The sequence below is a fragment of the Neorhizobium sp. T6_25 genome (assembly GCF_002968555.1).
In the GTDB taxonomy this organism is placed as follows: domain Bacteria; phylum Pseudomonadota; class Alphaproteobacteria; order Rhizobiales; family Rhizobiaceae; genus Neorhizobium.
In genome coordinates this window covers 423583-441512 of sequence record NZ_PVBL01000002.1, presented here as the reverse complement: position 1 = coordinate 441512, position 17930 = coordinate 423583, and the positions used below count along the sequence as shown (strand labels likewise).

General features: G+C 61.0%; 15 protein-coding genes. 11 read left to right on the top strand and 4 right to left on the bottom strand.

What is annotated here, in order from left to right; translation table 11 throughout:
- Positions 1 to 20: 20 nt before the first annotated feature.
- The gene (tkt, locus tag C5L10_RS04275; protein WP_046666800.1) at positions 21 to 2003 is read left to right on the top strand and encodes a transketolase; all 1983 of its coding nucleotides are present in this window, start codon (positions 21 to 23) and stop codon (positions 2001 to 2003) included.
- Positions 2004 to 2046: 43 nt separating this feature from the next.
- Positions 2047 to 3057 carry a type I glyceraldehyde-3-phosphate dehydrogenase gene (gene gap / locus C5L10_RS04270; RefSeq protein WP_105428644.1) on the top strand — a complete coding sequence of 337 codons (1011 nt, stop codon included), beginning with the start codon at positions 2047 to 2049 and terminating at the stop codon, positions 3055 to 3057.
- An 81-nt stretch (positions 3058 to 3138) separates the two neighbouring features.
- On the opposite strand, the gene C5L10_RS04265 is transcribed toward gap, so the two are convergent.
- Positions 3139 to 5073 (bottom strand): ATP-binding protein, encoded by a 1935-nt coding sequence (locus tag C5L10_RS04265; RefSeq protein ID WP_105428643.1) that lies wholly within the window; start codon positions 5071 to 5073, stop codon positions 3139 to 3141.
- Positions 5074 to 6097: 1024 nt separating this feature from the next.
- Between C5L10_RS04265 and C5L10_RS04260 the strand changes: the two genes are divergently transcribed.
- From C5L10_RS04260 to C5L10_RS04240, 5 genes are all read left to right on the top strand, one after another.
- Positions 6098 to 7945, top strand: coding sequence for a potassium/proton antiporter (locus C5L10_RS04260; protein ID WP_105428642.1), 1848 nt, complete (start codon positions 6098 to 6100; stop codon positions 7943 to 7945).
- A 170-nt stretch (positions 7946 to 8115) separates the two neighbouring features.
- The gene (gene pgk, locus C5L10_RS04255; protein ID WP_105428641.1) at positions 8116 to 9318 is read left to right on the top strand and encodes a phosphoglycerate kinase; all 1203 of its coding nucleotides are present in this window, start codon (positions 8116 to 8118) and stop codon (positions 9316 to 9318) included.
- A 218-nt stretch (positions 9319 to 9536) separates the two neighbouring features.
- Complete coding sequence (locus tag C5L10_RS04250; protein WP_046666806.1) at positions 9537 to 10433, top strand: fructose bisphosphate aldolase; 897 nt, start codon at positions 9537 to 9539, stop codon at positions 10431 to 10433.
- Between the two features lie 157 nt (positions 10434 to 10590).
- On the top strand, positions 10591 to 11037 hold the full coding sequence (locus tag C5L10_RS04245) for a hypothetical protein (protein WP_105428640.1): 447 nt from the start codon (positions 10591 to 10593) through the stop codon (positions 11035 to 11037).
- Between the two features lie 110 nt (positions 11038 to 11147).
- A complete protein-coding gene (locus C5L10_RS04240) occupies positions 11148 to 12065 on the top strand; it encodes a PhzF family phenazine biosynthesis protein (RefSeq protein ID WP_105428639.1) in 918 nt (305 codons plus the stop codon).
- On the opposite strand, the gene C5L10_RS33515 is transcribed toward C5L10_RS04240, so the two are convergent.
- Positions 12062 to 12229, bottom strand: a complete 168-nt coding sequence (locus C5L10_RS33515) for a hypothetical protein (protein WP_172716904.1) — start codon at positions 12227 to 12229, stop codon at positions 12062 to 12064. The two genes, C5L10_RS04240 and C5L10_RS33515, sit on opposite strands and share 4 nt — an antisense overlap.
- A 188-nt stretch (positions 12230 to 12417) precedes the next feature.
- Between C5L10_RS33515 and C5L10_RS04235 the strand changes: the two genes are divergently transcribed.
- From C5L10_RS04235 to C5L10_RS04225, 3 genes are all read left to right on the top strand, one after another.
- Positions 12418 to 13716, top strand: coding sequence for an MFS transporter (locus tag C5L10_RS04235; RefSeq protein WP_105428638.1), 1299 nt, complete (start codon positions 12418 to 12420; stop codon positions 13714 to 13716).
- Complete coding sequence (locus C5L10_RS04230; RefSeq protein WP_046666813.1) at positions 13713 to 13904, top strand: DUF1192 domain-containing protein; 192 nt, start codon at positions 13713 to 13715, stop codon at positions 13902 to 13904. The genes C5L10_RS04235 and C5L10_RS04230 overlap by 4 nt, the downstream gene beginning before the upstream one ends.
- Positions 13905 to 14369: 465 nt before the next feature.
- Positions 14370 to 14882: a DUF1465 family protein gene (locus tag C5L10_RS04225; protein WP_046607855.1), complete on the top strand. Its 513-nt coding sequence runs from the start codon at positions 14370 to 14372 to the stop codon at positions 14880 to 14882.
- 74 nt (positions 14883 to 14956) lie between these two features.
- On the opposite strand, the gene C5L10_RS34135 is transcribed toward C5L10_RS04225, so the two are convergent.
- A complete protein-coding gene (locus tag C5L10_RS34135; RefSeq protein ID WP_205837018.1) occupies positions 14957 to 15427 on the bottom strand; it encodes a hypothetical protein in 471 nt (156 codons plus the stop codon).
- 263 nt (positions 15428 to 15690) lie between these two features.
- On the bottom strand, positions 15691 to 15912 hold the full coding sequence (gene rpmE, locus C5L10_RS04215) for a 50S ribosomal protein L31 (protein WP_038589408.1): 222 nt from the start codon (positions 15910 to 15912) through the stop codon (positions 15691 to 15693).
- Positions 15913 to 16099: 187 nt separating this feature from the next.
- Here rpmE and C5L10_RS04210 point away from each other — a divergent pair, with 187 nt between their 5' ends.
- A complete protein-coding gene (locus C5L10_RS04210) occupies positions 16100 to 17896 on the top strand; it encodes an ABC transporter transmembrane domain-containing protein (protein WP_105428637.1) in 1797 nt (598 codons plus the stop codon).
- Positions 17897 to 17930 lie beyond the last annotated feature (34 nt).

Here is a 17930-nt window from a genome sequence, read left to right as displayed (position 1 = left end):
CCGTAAAAAGCGGATTAGCCATGACCTCTCTCGACAAACATAACCGGATGGCGAACGCGATCCGATTCCTTGCCATGGATGCTGTAGAGAAGGCCAATTCCGGCCATCCCGGCCTGCCGATGGGCGCTGCCGATATCGCGACCGTCCTCTTTACCCGCTTTTTGAAATTCGACCCGAAGAACCCGCTCTGGCCGGACCGCGACCGTTTCGTGCTGTCCGCCGGCCACGGTTCCATGCTCCTTTATTCGCTGCTGTTCCTCACCGGTTACGAGGACATGACGATGGAGGACATCAAGCAGTTCCGCCAGCTCGGCTCCAAGACCGCCGGCCATCCGGAATACGGCCATGCATCGGGCATCGAGACCACCACCGGTCCGCTCGGCCAGGGCATTGCCAACGCCGTCGGCATGGCGATCGCCGAGCGCAAGCTGGAAGAGGAATTCGGCTCCGACCTGCAGAACCATTTCACCTACGCGCTGTGCGGCGACGGCTGCCTGATGGAAGGCATCAGCCAGGAAGCGATCGCGCTTGCCGGCCACCTGAAGCTCAACAAGCTCGTGCTCTTCTGGGACAACAACTCGATCACCATCGACGGCGCCGTCTCGCTGTCGGACTCGACCGACCAGGTGATGCGCTTCAAGTCCGCCCACTGGAACACGATCGAGATCGACGGCCATGACGTCGACCAGATTTCGGCGGCCATCGAAGCCGCCCAGAAGTCCGACCGCCCGACCTTCATCGCAGCCAAGACGATCATCGGCTTCGGCGCCCCGAACAAGCAGGGCACCCACAAGGTCCACGGTTCGCCGCTCGGCGCCGAGGAAATCGCCGCAGCCCGTAAGGCGCTGAACTGGGAGGCGGAAGCCTTCAGCGTTCCGGCCGACGTTCTCGATGCATGGCGCCTCGCAGGCCTGCGCTCCACCAAGACCCGCAAGGATTGGGAGGATCGCCTGGCTTCGACCGAAACCGGCAAGAAGGCCGAATTCGTGCGCCGCTTCGCCGGCGACCTGCCGGGCAATTTCGACAGCGCCATCGACGCCTTCAAGAAGAAGATCGCCGAGAACAACCCGACCGTCGCGACCCGCAAGGCCTCCGAGGACGCGCTCGAAGTCATCAACGGCATCGTCATCGAAACGCTCGGCGGCTCGGCCGACCTGACGCCGTCGAACAACACCAAGACCAGCCAGATGAAGTCGATCACCCCGACCGACTTCTCCGGCCGCTACATGCACTGGGGCATCCGCGAACATGCGATGGCCGCTGCCATGAACGGCATCTCGCTGCATGGCGGCCTGATCCCCTATTCCGGCGGCTTCCTGATCTTCTCGGATTACTGCCGTCCGTCCGTCCGCCTCGCAGCCCTGATGGGCATCCGCGTCGTGCACGTCTGGACGCATGATTCGATCGGCGTCGGCGAAGACGGCCCGACCCATCAGCCGGTCGAACAGGTCGCCGCACTGCGCGCCATCCCGAACCTCTTGATCTTCCGCCCGGCCGACGAGACCGAGACGGCCGAATGCTGGCAGCTGGCGCTCAAGGAAAAGCACCGCCCGTCCGGCCTGGCGCTCACCCGCCAGAACCTGGCGCCGGCCCGCAAGACCTACGAAGAGAAGAACCTCTGCGCCCAGGGCGCCTACGAGCTCGTCTCGGCCGCCGATGCCAAGGTGACGATCTTCGCGTCCGGTTCGGAAGTCGAACTGGCGCTGAAGGCGCAAGGCGTCCTCGATGGCAAGGGCATTGCGACGCGCGTCGTGTCCGTCCCCTGCGTCGAACTCTTCTTCGACCAGCCGGAATCCTACCAGACCGCGGTGATCGGCAATTCGCCGGTCAAGATCGCCGTCGAAGCCGGCGTGCGCGAGGGCTGGGATCACTTCATCGGTCCGAAGGGCACTTTCATCGGCATGAAGTCCTTCGGTGCCTCCGGCCCTGCCAAGGATCTCTTCAAGCACTTCGGCATCACCGCGGAAGCGGTTGTTGCCGCAGCCGAAAAAGAGCTCGCCTGAACCAACTGAACTACCAGGACAAACTAAAAGCGGAGTATGTGAAATGACTGTCAAGGTTGCCATCAACGGTTTCGGCCGCATCGGCCGCAACGTGCTGCGAGCAATCGTCGAATCCGGCCGCACCGATATCGAGGTCGTTGCCATCAACGACCTCGGCCCGGTCGAGACCAACGCCCACCTGCTGCGTTACGACTCGATCCACGGTAAGTTCCCGGCAAGCGTCGAAGTCAGCGGCGACACGATCATCGTCGGCGGCGGCAAGCCGATCAAGGTGACCGCGATCAAGGATCCTGCGACCCTGCCGCACCGCGAACTCGGCGTCGATATCGCGCTCGAATGCACGGGCATCTTCACCGCCCGCGACAAGGCTGCCCTGCACCTGACCGCCGGCGCCAAGCGCGTCATCGTCTCGGCCCCGGCCGATGGTGCCGACCTCACCGTCGTCTTCGGTGTCAACCACGACCAGCTGACCAAGGAACACCTGGTCATCTCCAACGCGTCCTGCACCACCAACTGCCTGGTTCCGGTCGTCAAGGTTCTGGACGACGCGATCGGCATCGATCACGGCTTCATGACCACGATCCACTCCTACACGGGTGACCAGCCGACCCTCGACACGATGCACAAGGACCTCTATCGCGCCCGCGCGGCAGCGCTCTCGATGATCCCGACCTCGACCGGTGCCGCCAAGGCTGTCGGCCTGGTGCTTCCGCACCTCAAGGGCAAGCTCGACGGCACCTCGATCCGCGTGCCCACCCCGAACGTCTCGGTCGTCGACTTCAAGTTCGTCGCCAAGAAGACGACCACGGTTGCCGAAGTCAACGAAGCGATCAAGTCCGCGTCCAACGGCGCCCTGAAGGGCATCCTCGGTTACACCGAAGAACCGCTCGTTTCCCGCGACTTCAACCACGACAGCCACTCGTCGATCTTCGCGATCGACCAGACCAAGGTGCTCGAAGGCAACTTCGTCCGCATCCTGTCCTGGTACGACAACGAATGGGGCTTCTCGAACCGCATGGCCGACACGGCCGTCGCGTTTGCCAAGCTCATCTAAGGATCACAGACGCTGCCTTCGGGCGGCATCGGCAAGATAGCGCCCCCTCCCCGCAAGGGAGGGGTTTTTTAATTTCGACACTCACAGGTTTTGGATATACCTTCGAAGAGATTGCAGCTCGCTTGGGACTAGCTCTGGCTTTCGCACCCACAGAGTAGTTATCGCGCGTTCTGCTGCGGCCCCGTCGGCAAGTCCCAGGTGCGGCAAAATTGATCGGAAAATCTCCTTTCCCTCGCATACTTTCCAGAGATCTTCACTTTCCCTCATGCGTGAGTAAATGCGAGCGCGCGTCACCAGATGCTTCTCAAGTGCAACCCTATCTGCGTCACTTAGGCCGCCATGGGCATTCGCTATCGCTGCACACCTCTCTTCCAGTTGACCGAAGTCCGGCCATGCTAGGTTGTGCACCAGTTCTCGGACTGCTTTCGATGGTTCGGGATACTCTCGAAACTTTCGGTCAGTCCTTGCTGCGTCGAATATCCAAGCACCTGCCCGGCGATCTGCCGCCGTAAGAAGCAACGACTGCACTTGCTCTGGATCCTTGCCGATAGCCGGAAGCCAATCTGTCAAAGTTGGTGGATGCAGAAAGAAGTTCTCAACCTCGTGGACCTCCAGCACGTGCAGCCCTTGGTTTACCAGGTTTTCTCGCTCAGCCTTCGTCCGCCAGTCCCTATCGATCACTCCACCAATACGAATTCCCTGGTCCGATGCCGTTGCTAGGTCCTTTAGGCCTTCGATCCTACGAACGACTTCCTTGCACGACCCTGCTTCGAGGAAGCGAACGTGTGGGGGGAGGTCACATAACAACCTAAATCGCTCGCGCTCGCCGATCTCTTCCGCGCCCTCGATCATGACAAAAGCCAAGTTGGATATCGAAAATGCGGGCGACCCGATCGCTCGTGAGAGAGTAGCAATAACCGGCTGCTCGCTAAGTGGTGCCGCACTTGTTACGCGGCGGGTCTTCTCGTCGCGGCTTAGGATGACTGTAGCATCCTGCCCCGTCACTTCCACCACCTCTAACGAATGGGTAGCCAGCCAAATCTGGCCTGCTTCTACGCTATCTTTGAGGAAGCCTATCCATGCTCTTAGCAAATCGTAGTTTAGATGGAGCTCCGGCTCATCCACCAGAAGCAACCCCCGCTTCAGCCCAAACCGTTGAATCTGCCCCACAAGAAAGGCTATCTCACGTTCACCGCCACTAAGTTGATCAAACGTCAGTGGTATTCCGGTCGAATCGAACCGAATTTGCCGTGTCTGAGGGTCGATACCGACAAACAGTAGGTGTGGAAGCACCTTTCTCACAGCATTTTTATAGGTTTCAAACTGATCAGCGAACACTGGCTCGGGCGCACCGGAGTTCCTTGCAATTCGAATCGCTTGAACATGCTTATTGTTTTCCTGATTCTCGCGCCCAATCAGAAACCTAAACCATTCATCATAGAGGTTTCGGGTTATTCTAAAGGAACTCTGCTTGTTCGTAGCGTCGCCCCAATCTCTATCATAAACCTCGGTTAGCTGGTGAGCGGCAATCTGGACCTTGGGATAGGCTCGATCTGCGTCGAGGGACAGGTAATGGACCGACGCACTTTGCTGAATGATCTGGATGATGTGGTGCGCGAATTCGCTGGAGCGTCCCGAGGGAACGCCACCGGCAACTATATCGCTACCTTGATCCGTCCGACTGCGAACAACTAACGTTCTATCCCAAGCGGTGTAATCGTGTTGAAGCGGCTCAGGATAAGCTTGTACGTCATCATCCACATTGGGAATCGTTTGCGGGGCAACGAAAAAACTTACCTCGAAGGCAGCATTCTCCCCAAAGGGGTTGGCACGCGGGCTCTCAGTACCGGGCGTAAGGCCTATACGCTGCGCGCACGCAGCGATTAGTTCGAGTATCTGACTTTTGCCGGTCCCATTACCGCCGACGATACAGATGATCGGAGCCGCGTCTGGGAGAACAAATGATACGCCCTCGAAATGCCGCCATCGATCAATCTTGATTTGTTGGATACGCAAGTTGTGCCCCTCCGTAGACCCCGCAAGTTGAGCACATCACCCTCGTGGGTACAACCTACCGCTGCCACGAAGCCGATCCTCACCTGTCACCCATGGTGAGCGATATTTTCAGTTTAGATACCGGACGGAGCAGTACGAGCGGCCCGTTCGAGATTCACAATTAACTGAAGCAGTCTTCTAGAGATTGCGGCAGGAACAGCGGCAAAAAACTCCTATAAGCGGCCGACAATCTGCTGATTGCTCCTGAACGACCGGTCGGTTATGGGATCGACTGTCTAGCGCCTGAACGGCAGAGCTGGGGGCGCAGAGCTGCCTTTCCTCCCTATCAAGAATCGCTTCGGAACGAGAGCGGTCATCGACATCTTCGCTTCCGAGGACCCAAAGCAAAGTTCCGCATTACGACCCACCGCCAAATTTTTTCACCCTCGACGTTCCCCGCCCCTCGCCACCATGCCTACAATCCTCCCGCTTCCGTCGCCGGAGTGTTTCGCGAGACGTTCGCGGGCAGGCGGGAGCCGGCGCTTTCATCGGAACCGTAACGTGCGGCGATGGTGGGAGAGGTGAAAGCCATGGGAGATGAAAACCTTCCTATCAAGCCTCCCCCGGACAGCCATGTCCGGTTCGGTTGAGCCGTGCAAGTGGCAGGCCTGTCCCGAAAGGATGGGCGCGAATAAAGCCACGCAGCGAGGCGAGATGATCACCTGTAGAGGCCGGAAGCCTCGAAAGAACGCCGAAGGCCACGCGAATGCGGAGCCACACATATCAAACAAAATAAGGTTCCGCATTCGTGTGGGCTCTCCGATCTTTGGAAAGCCGTCGGCACCAAGGCACGGGTCCGTCTTTTTTATCCCCTGCCCTTCTCTTGCCGGAATTGTTCCCGCCTAATCGATCAGTCGATTCGCCTGGCCCTCGGCCGGGATCTGCCCCATTCTTGCATGGCCGCGTTGCGGCGTGGCACAGTTCCGGTACCGGAGCTGCGGACGGGGATGGTGTCGGCGAGAGGTGCGAAGGAAGGGACTTTTAGGTGGAGGCTTTTTATATCGTCCTGCTGGTCGGCACGGTCCTGGTGCTGGCGGCTGCCCTTTCGAGCCTCCTTGCCTTCCGCTTCGGTGCTCCCCTGCTGCTGATCTTCCTGTCGATCGGCCTGCTCGCCGGCGTCGACGGCCTCGGCATCCAATTCGAGAACTATTCCTTCACCTTCATGTTGGGCTCGCTGGCGCTGGCGATCGTGCTGTTCGATTCCGGCTTCATGACCCCTATCCACTCGTTCCGCCTTGCCGCGGCGCCGGCGATCACGCTTGCATCGGTCGGGGTGCTGCTGACGACCGGCATCTTCGCCCTCGGCGCGATGATCCTTCTCAACTTCAACTGGCTCGAAGGCCTGCTGCTGGGTTCGATCGTCGCTTCGACGGATGCCGCCGCGGTCTTTTTCCTGTTGCGCGTCAGCGGCATCAACATCCGCGACAAGGTGCGCTCTACGCTCGAAGTCGAGTCCGGCACCAACGATCCGATGGCGATCTTCCTGACCATCGCACTCGCCGAACTTCTGGCGACCGGCCAAGGCCTTTCCGGCCTCGACCTGCACTTCCTTTTCCTGTTCGTCGAGGAAATGGGGCTCGGCGTGATTTGCGGCCTGTTCGGCGGCATGATGATCGTCTGGGTGCTGAACCGCTTCACCTCCGACCGGGGCCTCGCGCCGATCTTCGTGCTGACGCTCGCCCTGCTGGTCTTTTCCTTCACCGGCGCCATGGGCGGCAGCGGTTTTCTGGCGGTCTATGTGGCCGGCATCTATTCCGGCAATCGCAAGATGTTCGCAAAACCCCAGATCATCCGTTTCAACGAAGGGCTGACCTGGCTTGCGCAGATCATCATGTTCCTGGTGCTCGGCCTGCTCGCCACGCCGTCGCAATTCCCGGCCATCCTTCTGCCGGCGATCGGGCTGGCGCTCTTCCTGATCTTCGTCGCCCGGCCGATCGCGGTGTGGCTGAGCCTGCTGCCCTATGATTTCACCCAGCAGGAGACCAGCTTCCTCGCCTGGGTCGGCCTGCGCGGCGCCGTCTCCATCCTGCTTGCGATCATGCCGGTCTTGAGCGGCGTCGAGAACGGCCAGCTCTTCTTCAACGTCACCTTCATCATCGTACTGGTCTCCCTCCTCGTCCAGGGCTGGACGATCAAGCCGGTCGCCCACAAGCTCGGTCTCATCATTCCGCCGCGCATCGGCGCCGTCGATAAGATCGAGCTCGACCTGCCGGGCACCGCCCATCACGAGCTGATCTCCTACCGCGTCATGAAGGGCAGCCCGATCCTGCAGGGCGAGCGCATCCCCCGCTGGGCCATGCCGTCGCTGGTCATCCGCGACGGCCGCAGCATGCGTTACCAATATGCCGGCCGGCTGAAGGAAAACGACCAGGTCTACCTGTTCATCTCGCCCGCCTATTCGAAACTGCTCGACCGCATCTTCGCAAGCCAGGTGCCGGTCGATGAGGACGATGCGGAATTTTTCGGCGCCTTCGCGATCTCGCCGACGAGGCCCGCCAAGGAGCTGGACGCGGCTTACGGTCCCGGCCTGCTCTCCGCCAACGAGCAGAACATGACCGTCGGCGACCTGATCACCTCGCGGCTCGGCGGCCGGGCGGATTATGCCGACCGCATCCGCTTCGGCTCGATCATCCTGATCGTGCGCGAACTCGACGAGCACGAACATGTCCGCAGCATCGGCATTTCGCTGGAACCCGTGGAGCCGGCGACCAATCTGCCGATCTTCATCAACATGCGCGAGATCGCCCACCGCGTCCGCGATCTGGTCCGCAGATACCGGGGCAAGAACGTGCCGGTAAAGCCGGGCGCCGTGCCGCCCGAGGGGCCGGCGTAGAGTAGCGAAAGCTCAAATAAAATCCTCCACCCGCTGCGTTATCGCGGTAGAATCGGCATGCAGTGTCTCCGCGACAGACGGAATGGCAATGGTTGCGACCAATCGCCTTGCGTCGCCGGTCAGGCATAGTAAGGTCCGCTACGAACTTTCCGAGTAAATGGATTAGCATCATGCCGGCCTTCAAAACCCTTGACGACCTCACCGATATCGCAGCCAAGCGCGTCCTCGTGCGCGTCGATCTCAACGTTCCCGTCGCCGACGGCAAGGTCACCGACGCGACCCGCATCGAGCGCGTCGCCCCGACCATTCTGGAATTGTCGAAGAAGGGTGCCAAGGTCATCCTGCTTGCCCATTTCGGCCGCCCGAAGGGCGAGCCGGTCGCCGACATGTCGCTGTCGCTGATCGTCTCCGCCGTCAACCAGGTCCTCGGCCACAAGATCCTCTTCGCCTCCGATTGCATCGGCCCGGAAGCCGAACAGGCGATCGCCGGCATGAAGAACGGCGATATCCTGCTGCTTGAAAACACCCGTTTCCACAAGGGTGAGGAAAAGAACGACCCGGGCTTCACCGAGGCGCTCGCCAAGAACGGCGATATCTTCGTCAACGACGCCTTCTCCGCCGCCCACCGCGCCCATGCCTCGACCGAGGGCCTCGCCCATCACCTGCCCGCCTATGCCGGTCGTACCATGCAGGAAGAACTCGAAGCGCTCGAAAAGGGCCTCGGCAATCCCGCCCGCCCGGTCGTCGCGATCGTCGGGGGCGCCAAGGTCTCCACCAAGATCGACCTGCTTCAGAACCTCGTGAAACGGGTCGACGCGCTGGTGATCGGCGGCGGCATGGCCAACACGTTCATCGCCGCACAGGGCATCGATGTCGGCAAATCGCTCTGCGAGCATGACCTAGCCGAGACTGCCCGCAAGATCATGGCAGAAGCCGAAGCCTCCAACTGCGCTATCGTGCTGCCGGTCGATGGCGTCGTCGCCCGCGAGTTCAAGGCAGGTGCTGCCAACGAAGTGGTCGATATCGACAAGATCCCAGCTGACGCCATGATGCTCGACGTCGGACCGAAGTCGGTGGCAGCCGTCAACGAATGGATCTCCAAGGCTTCGACGCTTGTCTGGAACGGCCCGCTCGGCGCCTTCGAGATCGAGCCGTTCGACAAGGCGACGGTCGCTGCCGCCAAACATGCGGCAGAGCAGACCAGGGCCGGCAAGCTCACCTCGGTGGCAGGCGGCGGCGATACGGTCGCAGCCCTCAACCATGCTGGCGCTGCCGACGACTTCTCCTACGTCTCGACCGCCGGCGGCGCGTTCCTCGAATGGATGGAAGGCAAGGATCTGCCCGGCGTCTCGGTGCTGATCAAGGCCGCCTGATCGATCAGTTTCCTGAAAGGGAGCGCGTTCCATATAGGGCGGCGCGCTCCCGAGTTAACTGGTTTAAAAAATTTTAGATGTTTTAAACGATTGAAAGCATTTCAATCGTTTCAATAGCTTACCGCAGGATTTCCCTTTAAAATAACTTCTGTTATCCGCGACTGACAGCTTGGGAGAGACGAGCGCGTTTTGCGCCAACTTAGGGACAGGAGTGTAGTATGGTGGACGCGAAGATGTTGGACAAGATGAGTTCTGCGCCCGGATTCATCGCGGCGCTGGATCAGAGCGGTGGTTCAACACCCGGAGCATTGCGTCTTTATGGCGTGTCCGAGTCCGACTACCAGGGGGACGAGGAGATGTTCCGCCTGATCCACGCCATGCGCGTCCGCATCATGAGCGCGCCCGCCTTTACAGGCGACAAGGTTCTCGGCGCGATCCTGTTCGAGCGAACCATGGATGGCGACGTCGATGGTGAGCCTGTTCCCTCCTATCTCTGGGAAAAGCGCGGCGTCGTCCCCTTTCTCAAAGTCGACAAGGGTCTCAACGCCGAGGAAAACGGCGTTCAGACGATGAAGTCGATGCCCGATCTGGATACTCTTCTGATCCGCGGTCGTGAAAAGGGGATATTCGGGACCAAGATGCGGTCGGTGATCGCCCATGCCGACAAGGCCGGCATCGCTGCCGTCGTGGAGCAGCAGTTCCAGGTTGCCCGTCAGATCATCGGCCAGGGCCTCATGCCGATCATCGAGCCTGAAGTTTCCATCAAGAGCCCGACAAAGGAACAGGCCGAAGCGATCTTGCGCGACGAGATCGCACAGCAGCTCGACAAGCTTCCCGCGGGCGAGACCGTCATGCTCAAACTGACGATCCCGACGGTCGCCGATTTCTACGCTCCCTTGACCGCCCACAAATCGGTCGTCCGCGTCGTCGCCCTTTCCGGCGGCTACAGCACCGCGGAAGCCTGCGAAAAGCTCAGCCACAACCACGGCATGATCGCGAGTTTCTCGCGCGCTCTGGCGGAAAACCTCCGCGCCTCGATGAGTGACGCAGACTTCAATGCGAGCCTGGCCGCAACCATCGATCAGATCTACGCCGCAAGCGTCAACAAGTCCTGATACGGAAGATCTCGAAAAGGCCGCTTGAGGAGCGCCTTTTCAAGGAGGAGGAAGAGGGCCGCTCCGGAAACGGAGCGGCCTTTCTGTTTGCTGCGACCTTGAAGCGAACTTGAACCGAACGGGCAAAACAACGTTCATTGCATGATGGAGGTTGCCCATGACGGAAATTGAAGAAAAGGTCCGAAGGCTTTTCGACGAATACGGCCGGACCAGCAATGATGCCCTGAAGGACGCGGCGTCGGTGGATGTCTCCGGCGTCGCGGCGTTCTTCGCCGCCTATTTCGTCGGCTCGACACCGCAGGCGGTGTTCGGTGGAGCCAATGACGCGGCATTTCGTGAAGTGATCCCGCAAGGCTTCGCCCGATATCGCGATGCCGGCGGCAAGCGGATGGACATTACCGGCGTCAGGATCAGCTGCCTCAACGATCTTCATGCGCTTGCGGAAGTCGGGTGGGATTTTTCCTACGTCAACAAGGCGGGCGAAGCCGGCAATGTGCGGTTCACCAACTTCTATCTGGTGACGATCGCCGATGGCGACCCGAGGATCTTCGCCTATATCACCGGCGACGAGGAGAAGGCGATGCGTGACCACGGCCTTACCTGAGCCGATGATGCCGGCCGCTTTCATTCCGTTGATGACGCGATCAAAAACATTGGCTGGTCAGGAAGGTCGATGAGGCTTTAAATCCGGCATCGCATCTGGAGGGTTTCGCCATGCCGACCGCCGATTTCGTCACCGTCGATGTTTTCACGACCGAGCGTTTCGCCGGCAACCCGCTCGCCGTGGTGCCGGATGCGCGCGGACTCACCGACCGGCAGATGCAGAAGATCGCAGTCGAATTCGGTTATGCCGAAAGCACCTTCGTCCTGCCGCCGGAAAACCCTGAAAACAGCGCGCGGGTCCGCATCTTCACCCCGACAATGGAAATTCCCTTTGCCGGCCACCCCAATGTCGGCACCGCCTACGTGCTCGGTCAGCGGCGCGAACTTTTCGGCAGGCCCGTCGCCGATACGTTCCGATTCGAGGAAATCGCCGGCCTGGTGGAAATCCGGCTGTTGCGGGAAACAGCCGGTGTGATCGGCGCTACGATCCGCGCACCGAGACCACTGGAAATCGGCGCCGAGATCGAGCCAGGCCTGATTTCCGACTGCATTTCGATCGATGCAAAACATGTGCGCACCACCGCCCACAGGCCGGTCTTCGCCTCGGTCGGCCTCGCCTTCGCGATCGCCGAACTCGATGGTCTCGAAGCTCTCGCCGCCGCCCGCCCGAACATCACGGCGTTCCACAAGGCAGCCGCAAAACACCAGGGCGCCGATGGCGACTTTCCGATCTTCCTCTATGTCCGCAGCCAGGAAGAACCCTGGAACCTCCGCGCCCGCATGTTTGCGCCGCTCGACGACATCATGGAGGATCCGGCGACCGGCAGCGCCTCAGCCGCCCTCTCCGCCTTCCTGGTAACGCGTGCGCCGGAGAAGGACGCCCAGGTGCATCTGACGATAGAACAGGGCGTCGAGATGGGTCGTCGCAGCATTATCGAGCTTGATGTGGTGAAGGCGGCCGGAACCGTCACCGACGTCACCATCACCGGCCGCTGCGTGCCCGTCATGCGCGGCTCGATCGACGTCTAGAGAGTGGTGAATTCGCGCAGGATCAGCGCTGCGCTCCAGACCGCAAAGGCGACGATCGCCAGCTTCCAGAAATCTCCCCGGCGCCTCAAGCCCGGGAGATTGAGCGGCTTGATGATCTGCACCAGCATGGCGAAGATCAGAAGAACCGCGATTGTCTTTGTCATTTGGTCTTGCCGATCTTATCCGCCATAGGCTGGACATTTTTGCGCTCCACCACAGATAGATGTGGAGGGGATTCGGGGAATAGGTAATCCGCTTCGCTTTCGTTAACGCCCGGTTCATCAGCATGCAACAATGCTTGCCTGCGGAGCCGTGATTGATCGCATTCGCGCAAAGAGCTGACAGTGCAAAGATGAGACGAAACCTCCTTCCAATCCTCGCCCTCCTTTGCGGTACGCTTCTCCTCTTCCTCGGCAACGGCCTGCAGAGCCTGCTTCTGCCGGTGCGGGGCGCGCAGGAAGGTTATTCCAACGAAGTGCTCGGCCTGCTCGGCACCACATGGGCCTCCGGCTTCGTCATCGGCTGCTTCGTGGCGCCCAACGTGGTGCGCCGCATCGGCCATGTCCGCGCCTTTTCCGGCTTCCTGTCGCTGATCTGCCTCAACGTGCTGCTGACCGGGCTGATGGTCGACCAGAATACCTGGCTGGTGCTGCGCGCCATCACCGGTTTCTGCACCGCCGGCACATCGATGATCATCGAAAGCTGGCTGAACGAGCGCGCCACCAGCGAAAGCCGCGGAACGATCTTTTCGTTCTATATCTCGATCACTCTTTTCGGTGTCGTGGGCGGTCAGTTGATGGTGCCGTTCGCGGATATCGCGACGCCGACGCTGTTCATGATCTGCGGCATTTTCTACAGCCTTGCCGCGCTGCCGACGACGCTGTCCAAGGCCGCCTCGCCGCAGCCGCTGAAACGCGCCCGCCTCGATCTGCGCGGCCTCTTCCGCAATTCACCGATCTCCTGCATCGGCATCCTGCTGATCGGCGTCGCCAACGGCGCCTACGGCACGCTCGGCGCGGTCTTCGGCACGCGAGCGGGGCTCGACCAGGGCGCGGTGGCGGCGATGGTCAGCATCACGCTCTTCGCGGGAGCAATCATGCAGTTTCCGGCGGGTCGGCTGTCGGACAGGATGGACCGCCGCCACGTGCTTGCCGGCCTTTCGGCCGCAGCAGCCCTTTCAGGCCTGGCAATCGTCGCAATCCGGCCCTCAGGCACCTATGAGATCGTTGTGCTGGTGGCGATCTACGGGGCCGCTGCCAACGCGCTCTATCCGATCGCCGTCGCTCACGCCAACGACTTCGCAGCCCCCGAGGACTTCGTGAAGGTCTCCGGCGGCCTGCTTCTGCTCTACGGCATCGGCACGATCATCGGTCCGACGCTCGGCGGCCCGGTGATGACCTGGGCTGGCCCGCATGCGCTGTTTGCGGTGACGACCGGGGCGCATCTTCTGGTGGCCGTCTATGCTATCATCCGCAGCCGCCAGCGGGCGCCGATTCCGATCGCCGACCGCGACGCCTACACGACCGCGCCGGCTTCGACCTCGCCGCTTGCCACGCCCGAGAGCCTGTCGCTCGACCCGCGCGCCAAGACCGGCAGCTCGACGCCGGATAATGTCAGGCCGGAAACCAGTGCCGGAAAGGAGGCATCATGAGCTTCATCGACGATGAACGACCGAAGAAACCCACCACCCACGAACTCGGCAGCGACCTCTCCATGCTGTCTGTGGACGAGCTCGAATCGCGAATCGATCTGCTGCGGCAGGAGATCGTCCGGTTGGAGGCCGAGAAGGAGGCAAAGGCCGCAGGCCGGCGCGCAGCCGACAGTCTGTTCCGTTCCTGAACGTCGCTGCCTGCCGATTATTTTAAGTATTTCCCCTTAATATTAAGACTATATTAATCATCATCGGAGAATATAAAGACGTTCAGGTTTCCTGGACTCAGACAGTTTCACCATTCGGCGAATGGTCTGATTTCTCCCTGTTTTACCTTGAGAGCCGCCTTTCCGCGGCTCTTTTTTTTATGGCCGCGCCGGTCCGGCTCAGGCTCTTTGCCTTCGATACCGTCGTTGCAACGGCTTCAGGCGACTTTCCCACAGAAACGAACTGTTGTATTGGACGCCAAAATGCGTCTCATTTCAGGAACATGGCCGTTGTTTACCACTTCTTGTGGGTATTAACCTTTCCTTAAGAAACGCCTTGCGGATTTCCATTATAAGTATCATCTTCAAGTCAGTCAGAACGGCATGGGAACTTTTACCCGCCGTTGTCATTGCCTGAATGTGATTGCGTTGAGCAGGATGATTTCGATGTCCGAACAGGGATTGAATACCGTAAGTTTTGCAGGCCGTGCCGCTGCGTCTTCGCAGTTCAAGGCGCTCTACTCCGAAGGTATGTCGCTGGTCGAGGAGACCGCGAGCTATCTCGACGGTACGGGCCGCGCCGCTTCGAAGGTTCTGCCGCGCATGGCATCGGTTCTCTACGCGGCCGAGTCCATGCGGCTGACTACCCGCCTCATGCAGATGGCCTCCTGGCTGCTTCTGCAGCGCGCCGTCAACAACGGCGAAATGAGCCGCGAACAGGTCCTGTCGGAAAAGAGCAAGGTCCGCCTCGACGGCTTCAACGTCGACCGTAACGCTCCGGGCTGGCTCGACCTGCCGGAAGGTTTCCGCGACCTCGTCGAACGTTCGCTGCGCCTCCAGAACCGCGTCGCCATTCTCGACCGCGAGATCTATCGCCCGGCCGACCCGGCCGTCCTGCCGGACAACGAAAACAGCGTCCGTGCCCAGCTCAACCTGCTGCGCACCGCCTTCGGCAACTGATCGCCGTCGCGCAAAGCAAATACATCTGATCGAACCAGAGGGCCGTGCGCAAGCATCGGCCCTTTTCCTTTCGGTCAACGCCTTCGAATGTTCGAGTCCATCTCGGCACGCTCCACTGCCTCGATGACGGCATCGAGCGCATCGGCCGTAAGGTGGCTCCGCTGTGCCGCCGCTTTCAGCCACCCATTGTGATCGGCCGACATCTGCAAGAAGCTCTCCATAAAGGCATCAATCTCGCCGCGGCTCGTCAGCCGCGCCTTCTGGCCTGAGAAGCTCTCGAAAAGCTTCAGGTGAACGTCGAACGAATTCCAGTTGTTCTTTCGAACTCTGTATTCCGACACCCATTTGACCAGCCCGTCGAACGCGGTCCGGCTCCCGCCGCCCTGAATGCCGCGGCGCAGGATATTCGCCACACACTCGTCTTCGCTGAGATCAAGCCAGACCAGCGCCGTCGTCCTCGACAGGGCGATATCGACGTAGCGGCCGTAGACGCCTTCGATCAGCCAGGCCTCACCCGCTGCTATCGCCCGGACATCCTCGTGCACGCCCCCCTGTCGCGTGCAATCCCGTAGCGACCCGGCTCCCAATGCACGTCGTCGAGGTGAATGAGCGGCAGGCGAAGCGGCTCTGCCAGCCTTAGCGCCAGCCAAGTCTTGCCGGACCCGCCGTTCCCCATGATCACGATCCGCCGGGATGCGACTGGAATATCGGATTGCTCTTTCAACGGCTCCTCCCCGCCAAACATCGCAAAACGAAAAAAGCCCGGCTTCCGCCAGGCTCTTCGTAACTCTTGGCGCCAAGAAGCGTATTAGAGGCCGAGGCCGCCGAAACGCTTGTTGAACTTGGAAACGCGGCCGCCGCGGTCCAGCATCTGCTGGTTGCCGCCGGTCCAGGCCGGATGCGAGTTCGGGTCGATTTCCAGGTTCATGGTAGCGCCTTCCGAACCCCAGGTAGAGCGGGTTTCGTATTCGGTGCCGTCGGTCATGACCACTTTGATCACGTGATACTGCGGATGGATGCCAGCCTTCATGTCGATATTCCTGCTCTGCGAGGTCCATTTGTCGCAATTGCGAGCGAGAGGCCTCTTTAATAAATGAAGCCGTAGACCGGTCTGGTCACGGCTTCCCAATTGGATGCGGAGCCTATACAGGAAGGTCACCGGAAGTACAAGTACCCGTAAGGCCGAGAAATGAGCCTTTCGAGCCTATGGAGATGACGTGGCAGACGCCCGAGAAAACCAGCCGAGGGGCAAAGCCCTGAGACCGCTTGCAAGGCTCATTCCCTATCTTGCCCGTTATCGTTCGATGGTCGCCGCGGCAATCGTTTTCCTCGTGCTCGCCGCCGCAACCACGCTTGCTCTGCCGCTTGCCGTGCGTCGCATGGTCGACCACGGCTTTGCCTCTTCCGATGGCCATTTCATCAACAACTATTTCGGCATGCTGCTGGCGCTGGCCTCCTTGCTCGCCGTCGCCAGCGCCATGCGCTACTATTACGTCATCACCATCGGTGAGCGGGTCGTGGCCGACCTGCGCCGCGAGGTGTTTTCACATGTGACGTCGCTGTCGCCGTCCTTTTTCGACGTCAACCAGTCGGGCGAGATCGTCTCGCGGCTGACCGCGGACACGGTCCAGATCAAGTCGGCCTTCGGTTCGGCAGCTTCCCAGGCGCTGCGCAACACCATTCTCTGTCTCGGCGCGATGGGCATGATGATCTATACCAGCCCGCGGCTGTCCGCGCTGGTGCTCGGCGCCATCCCGCTGATCGTCTTTCCGCTGGTCGGTTTCGGTCGTTCGGTCAGAAAGCGTTCGCGCGCCGCCCAGGATACGCTTGCCCAGACCTCGGCCTTCGCCTCCGAAGTGATCGGCGCCACCCGCACCGTCCAGGCCTTTGGCGGCGAGACGACAGCAAACGGCCGGTACGGCAGCACTGTGGAAAGCGCCTATGACGCCGCCCGCGCCGCGATCAAGGCCCGCGCGCTGCTGACCGGTTTCGGCATCCTCCTCGTTTTCGGCAGCATCGTCGGCGTGCTCTGGTATGGCGCTCAGAGCGTTCTGGCCGGCACCATGACCGCCGGCACGCTCGGCCAGTTCGTGCTCTACTCGGTGATCGCCGCAAGCTCGCTCGGCCAGCTCTCGGAGGTCTGGGGCGAGCTTTCGTCGGCCGGCGGCGCCGCCGAGCGACTGACCGAGCTGCTGTACGAGGTCCCGGCCATTCGCGACGCCGAAAATCCGGTCGCGCTCCCCTCCCCGCCGCGTGGCGAGGTCGAGTTCGAAAAGGTCTCCTTCGCCTATCCGGCCCGCGTCAGCGCCATCACGCTGAACTCGCTCTCCTTCAGGGTAAGATCAGGGGAAACGGTGGCGATCGTCGGTCCCTCCGGCGCCGGCAAGAGCACGCTATTCTCGCTGCTGCTGCGTTTCTACGATCCCTCCGCCGGGTCGGTGAAGCTCGACGGCCTCGATCTGCGCCAGGCAAGGCTTGCCGAACTGCGTTCCCGCCTCGCCATCGTGCCCCAGGACGTGACCATCTTCGCCGCCTCGATCCACGACAACATCGCTTTCAGCGCGCCGGATGCCAGCCGCGAAGCGGTCCGTGCCGCGGCCATCGCCGCCCAGGCCGACGAGTTCATCTCGAAGCTGGACAACGGCTACGACACCATGGCCGGCGAGCGGGGCATCACCCTTTCGGGCGGCCAGCGCCAGCGTATCGCGATTGCCCGTGCCATCCTGAAAGACGCCCCCGTCCTGCTGCTCGACGAAGCCACCTCAGCGCTCGATGCGGAAAGCGAAACGCTGGTCCAGAAGGCGCTCGACGGGCTGATGAAGAACCGCACCACGCTGGTCATCGCCCATCGGCTGGCAACCGTGCTGAAGGCCGACCGCATCCTCGTGCTGGAAGAGGGGCGAATCGTCGAGGAGGGCACCCACCAGAGCCTGATCGCCGAGGGCGGCCTCTACGCCAAGCTCGCCCGCCTGCAGTTCCACGACATCGAACAGCAGAGCGCCGCCGCACTCTGACCATTCACGCCAACGTGTTTCGCGCGGGTCCAGG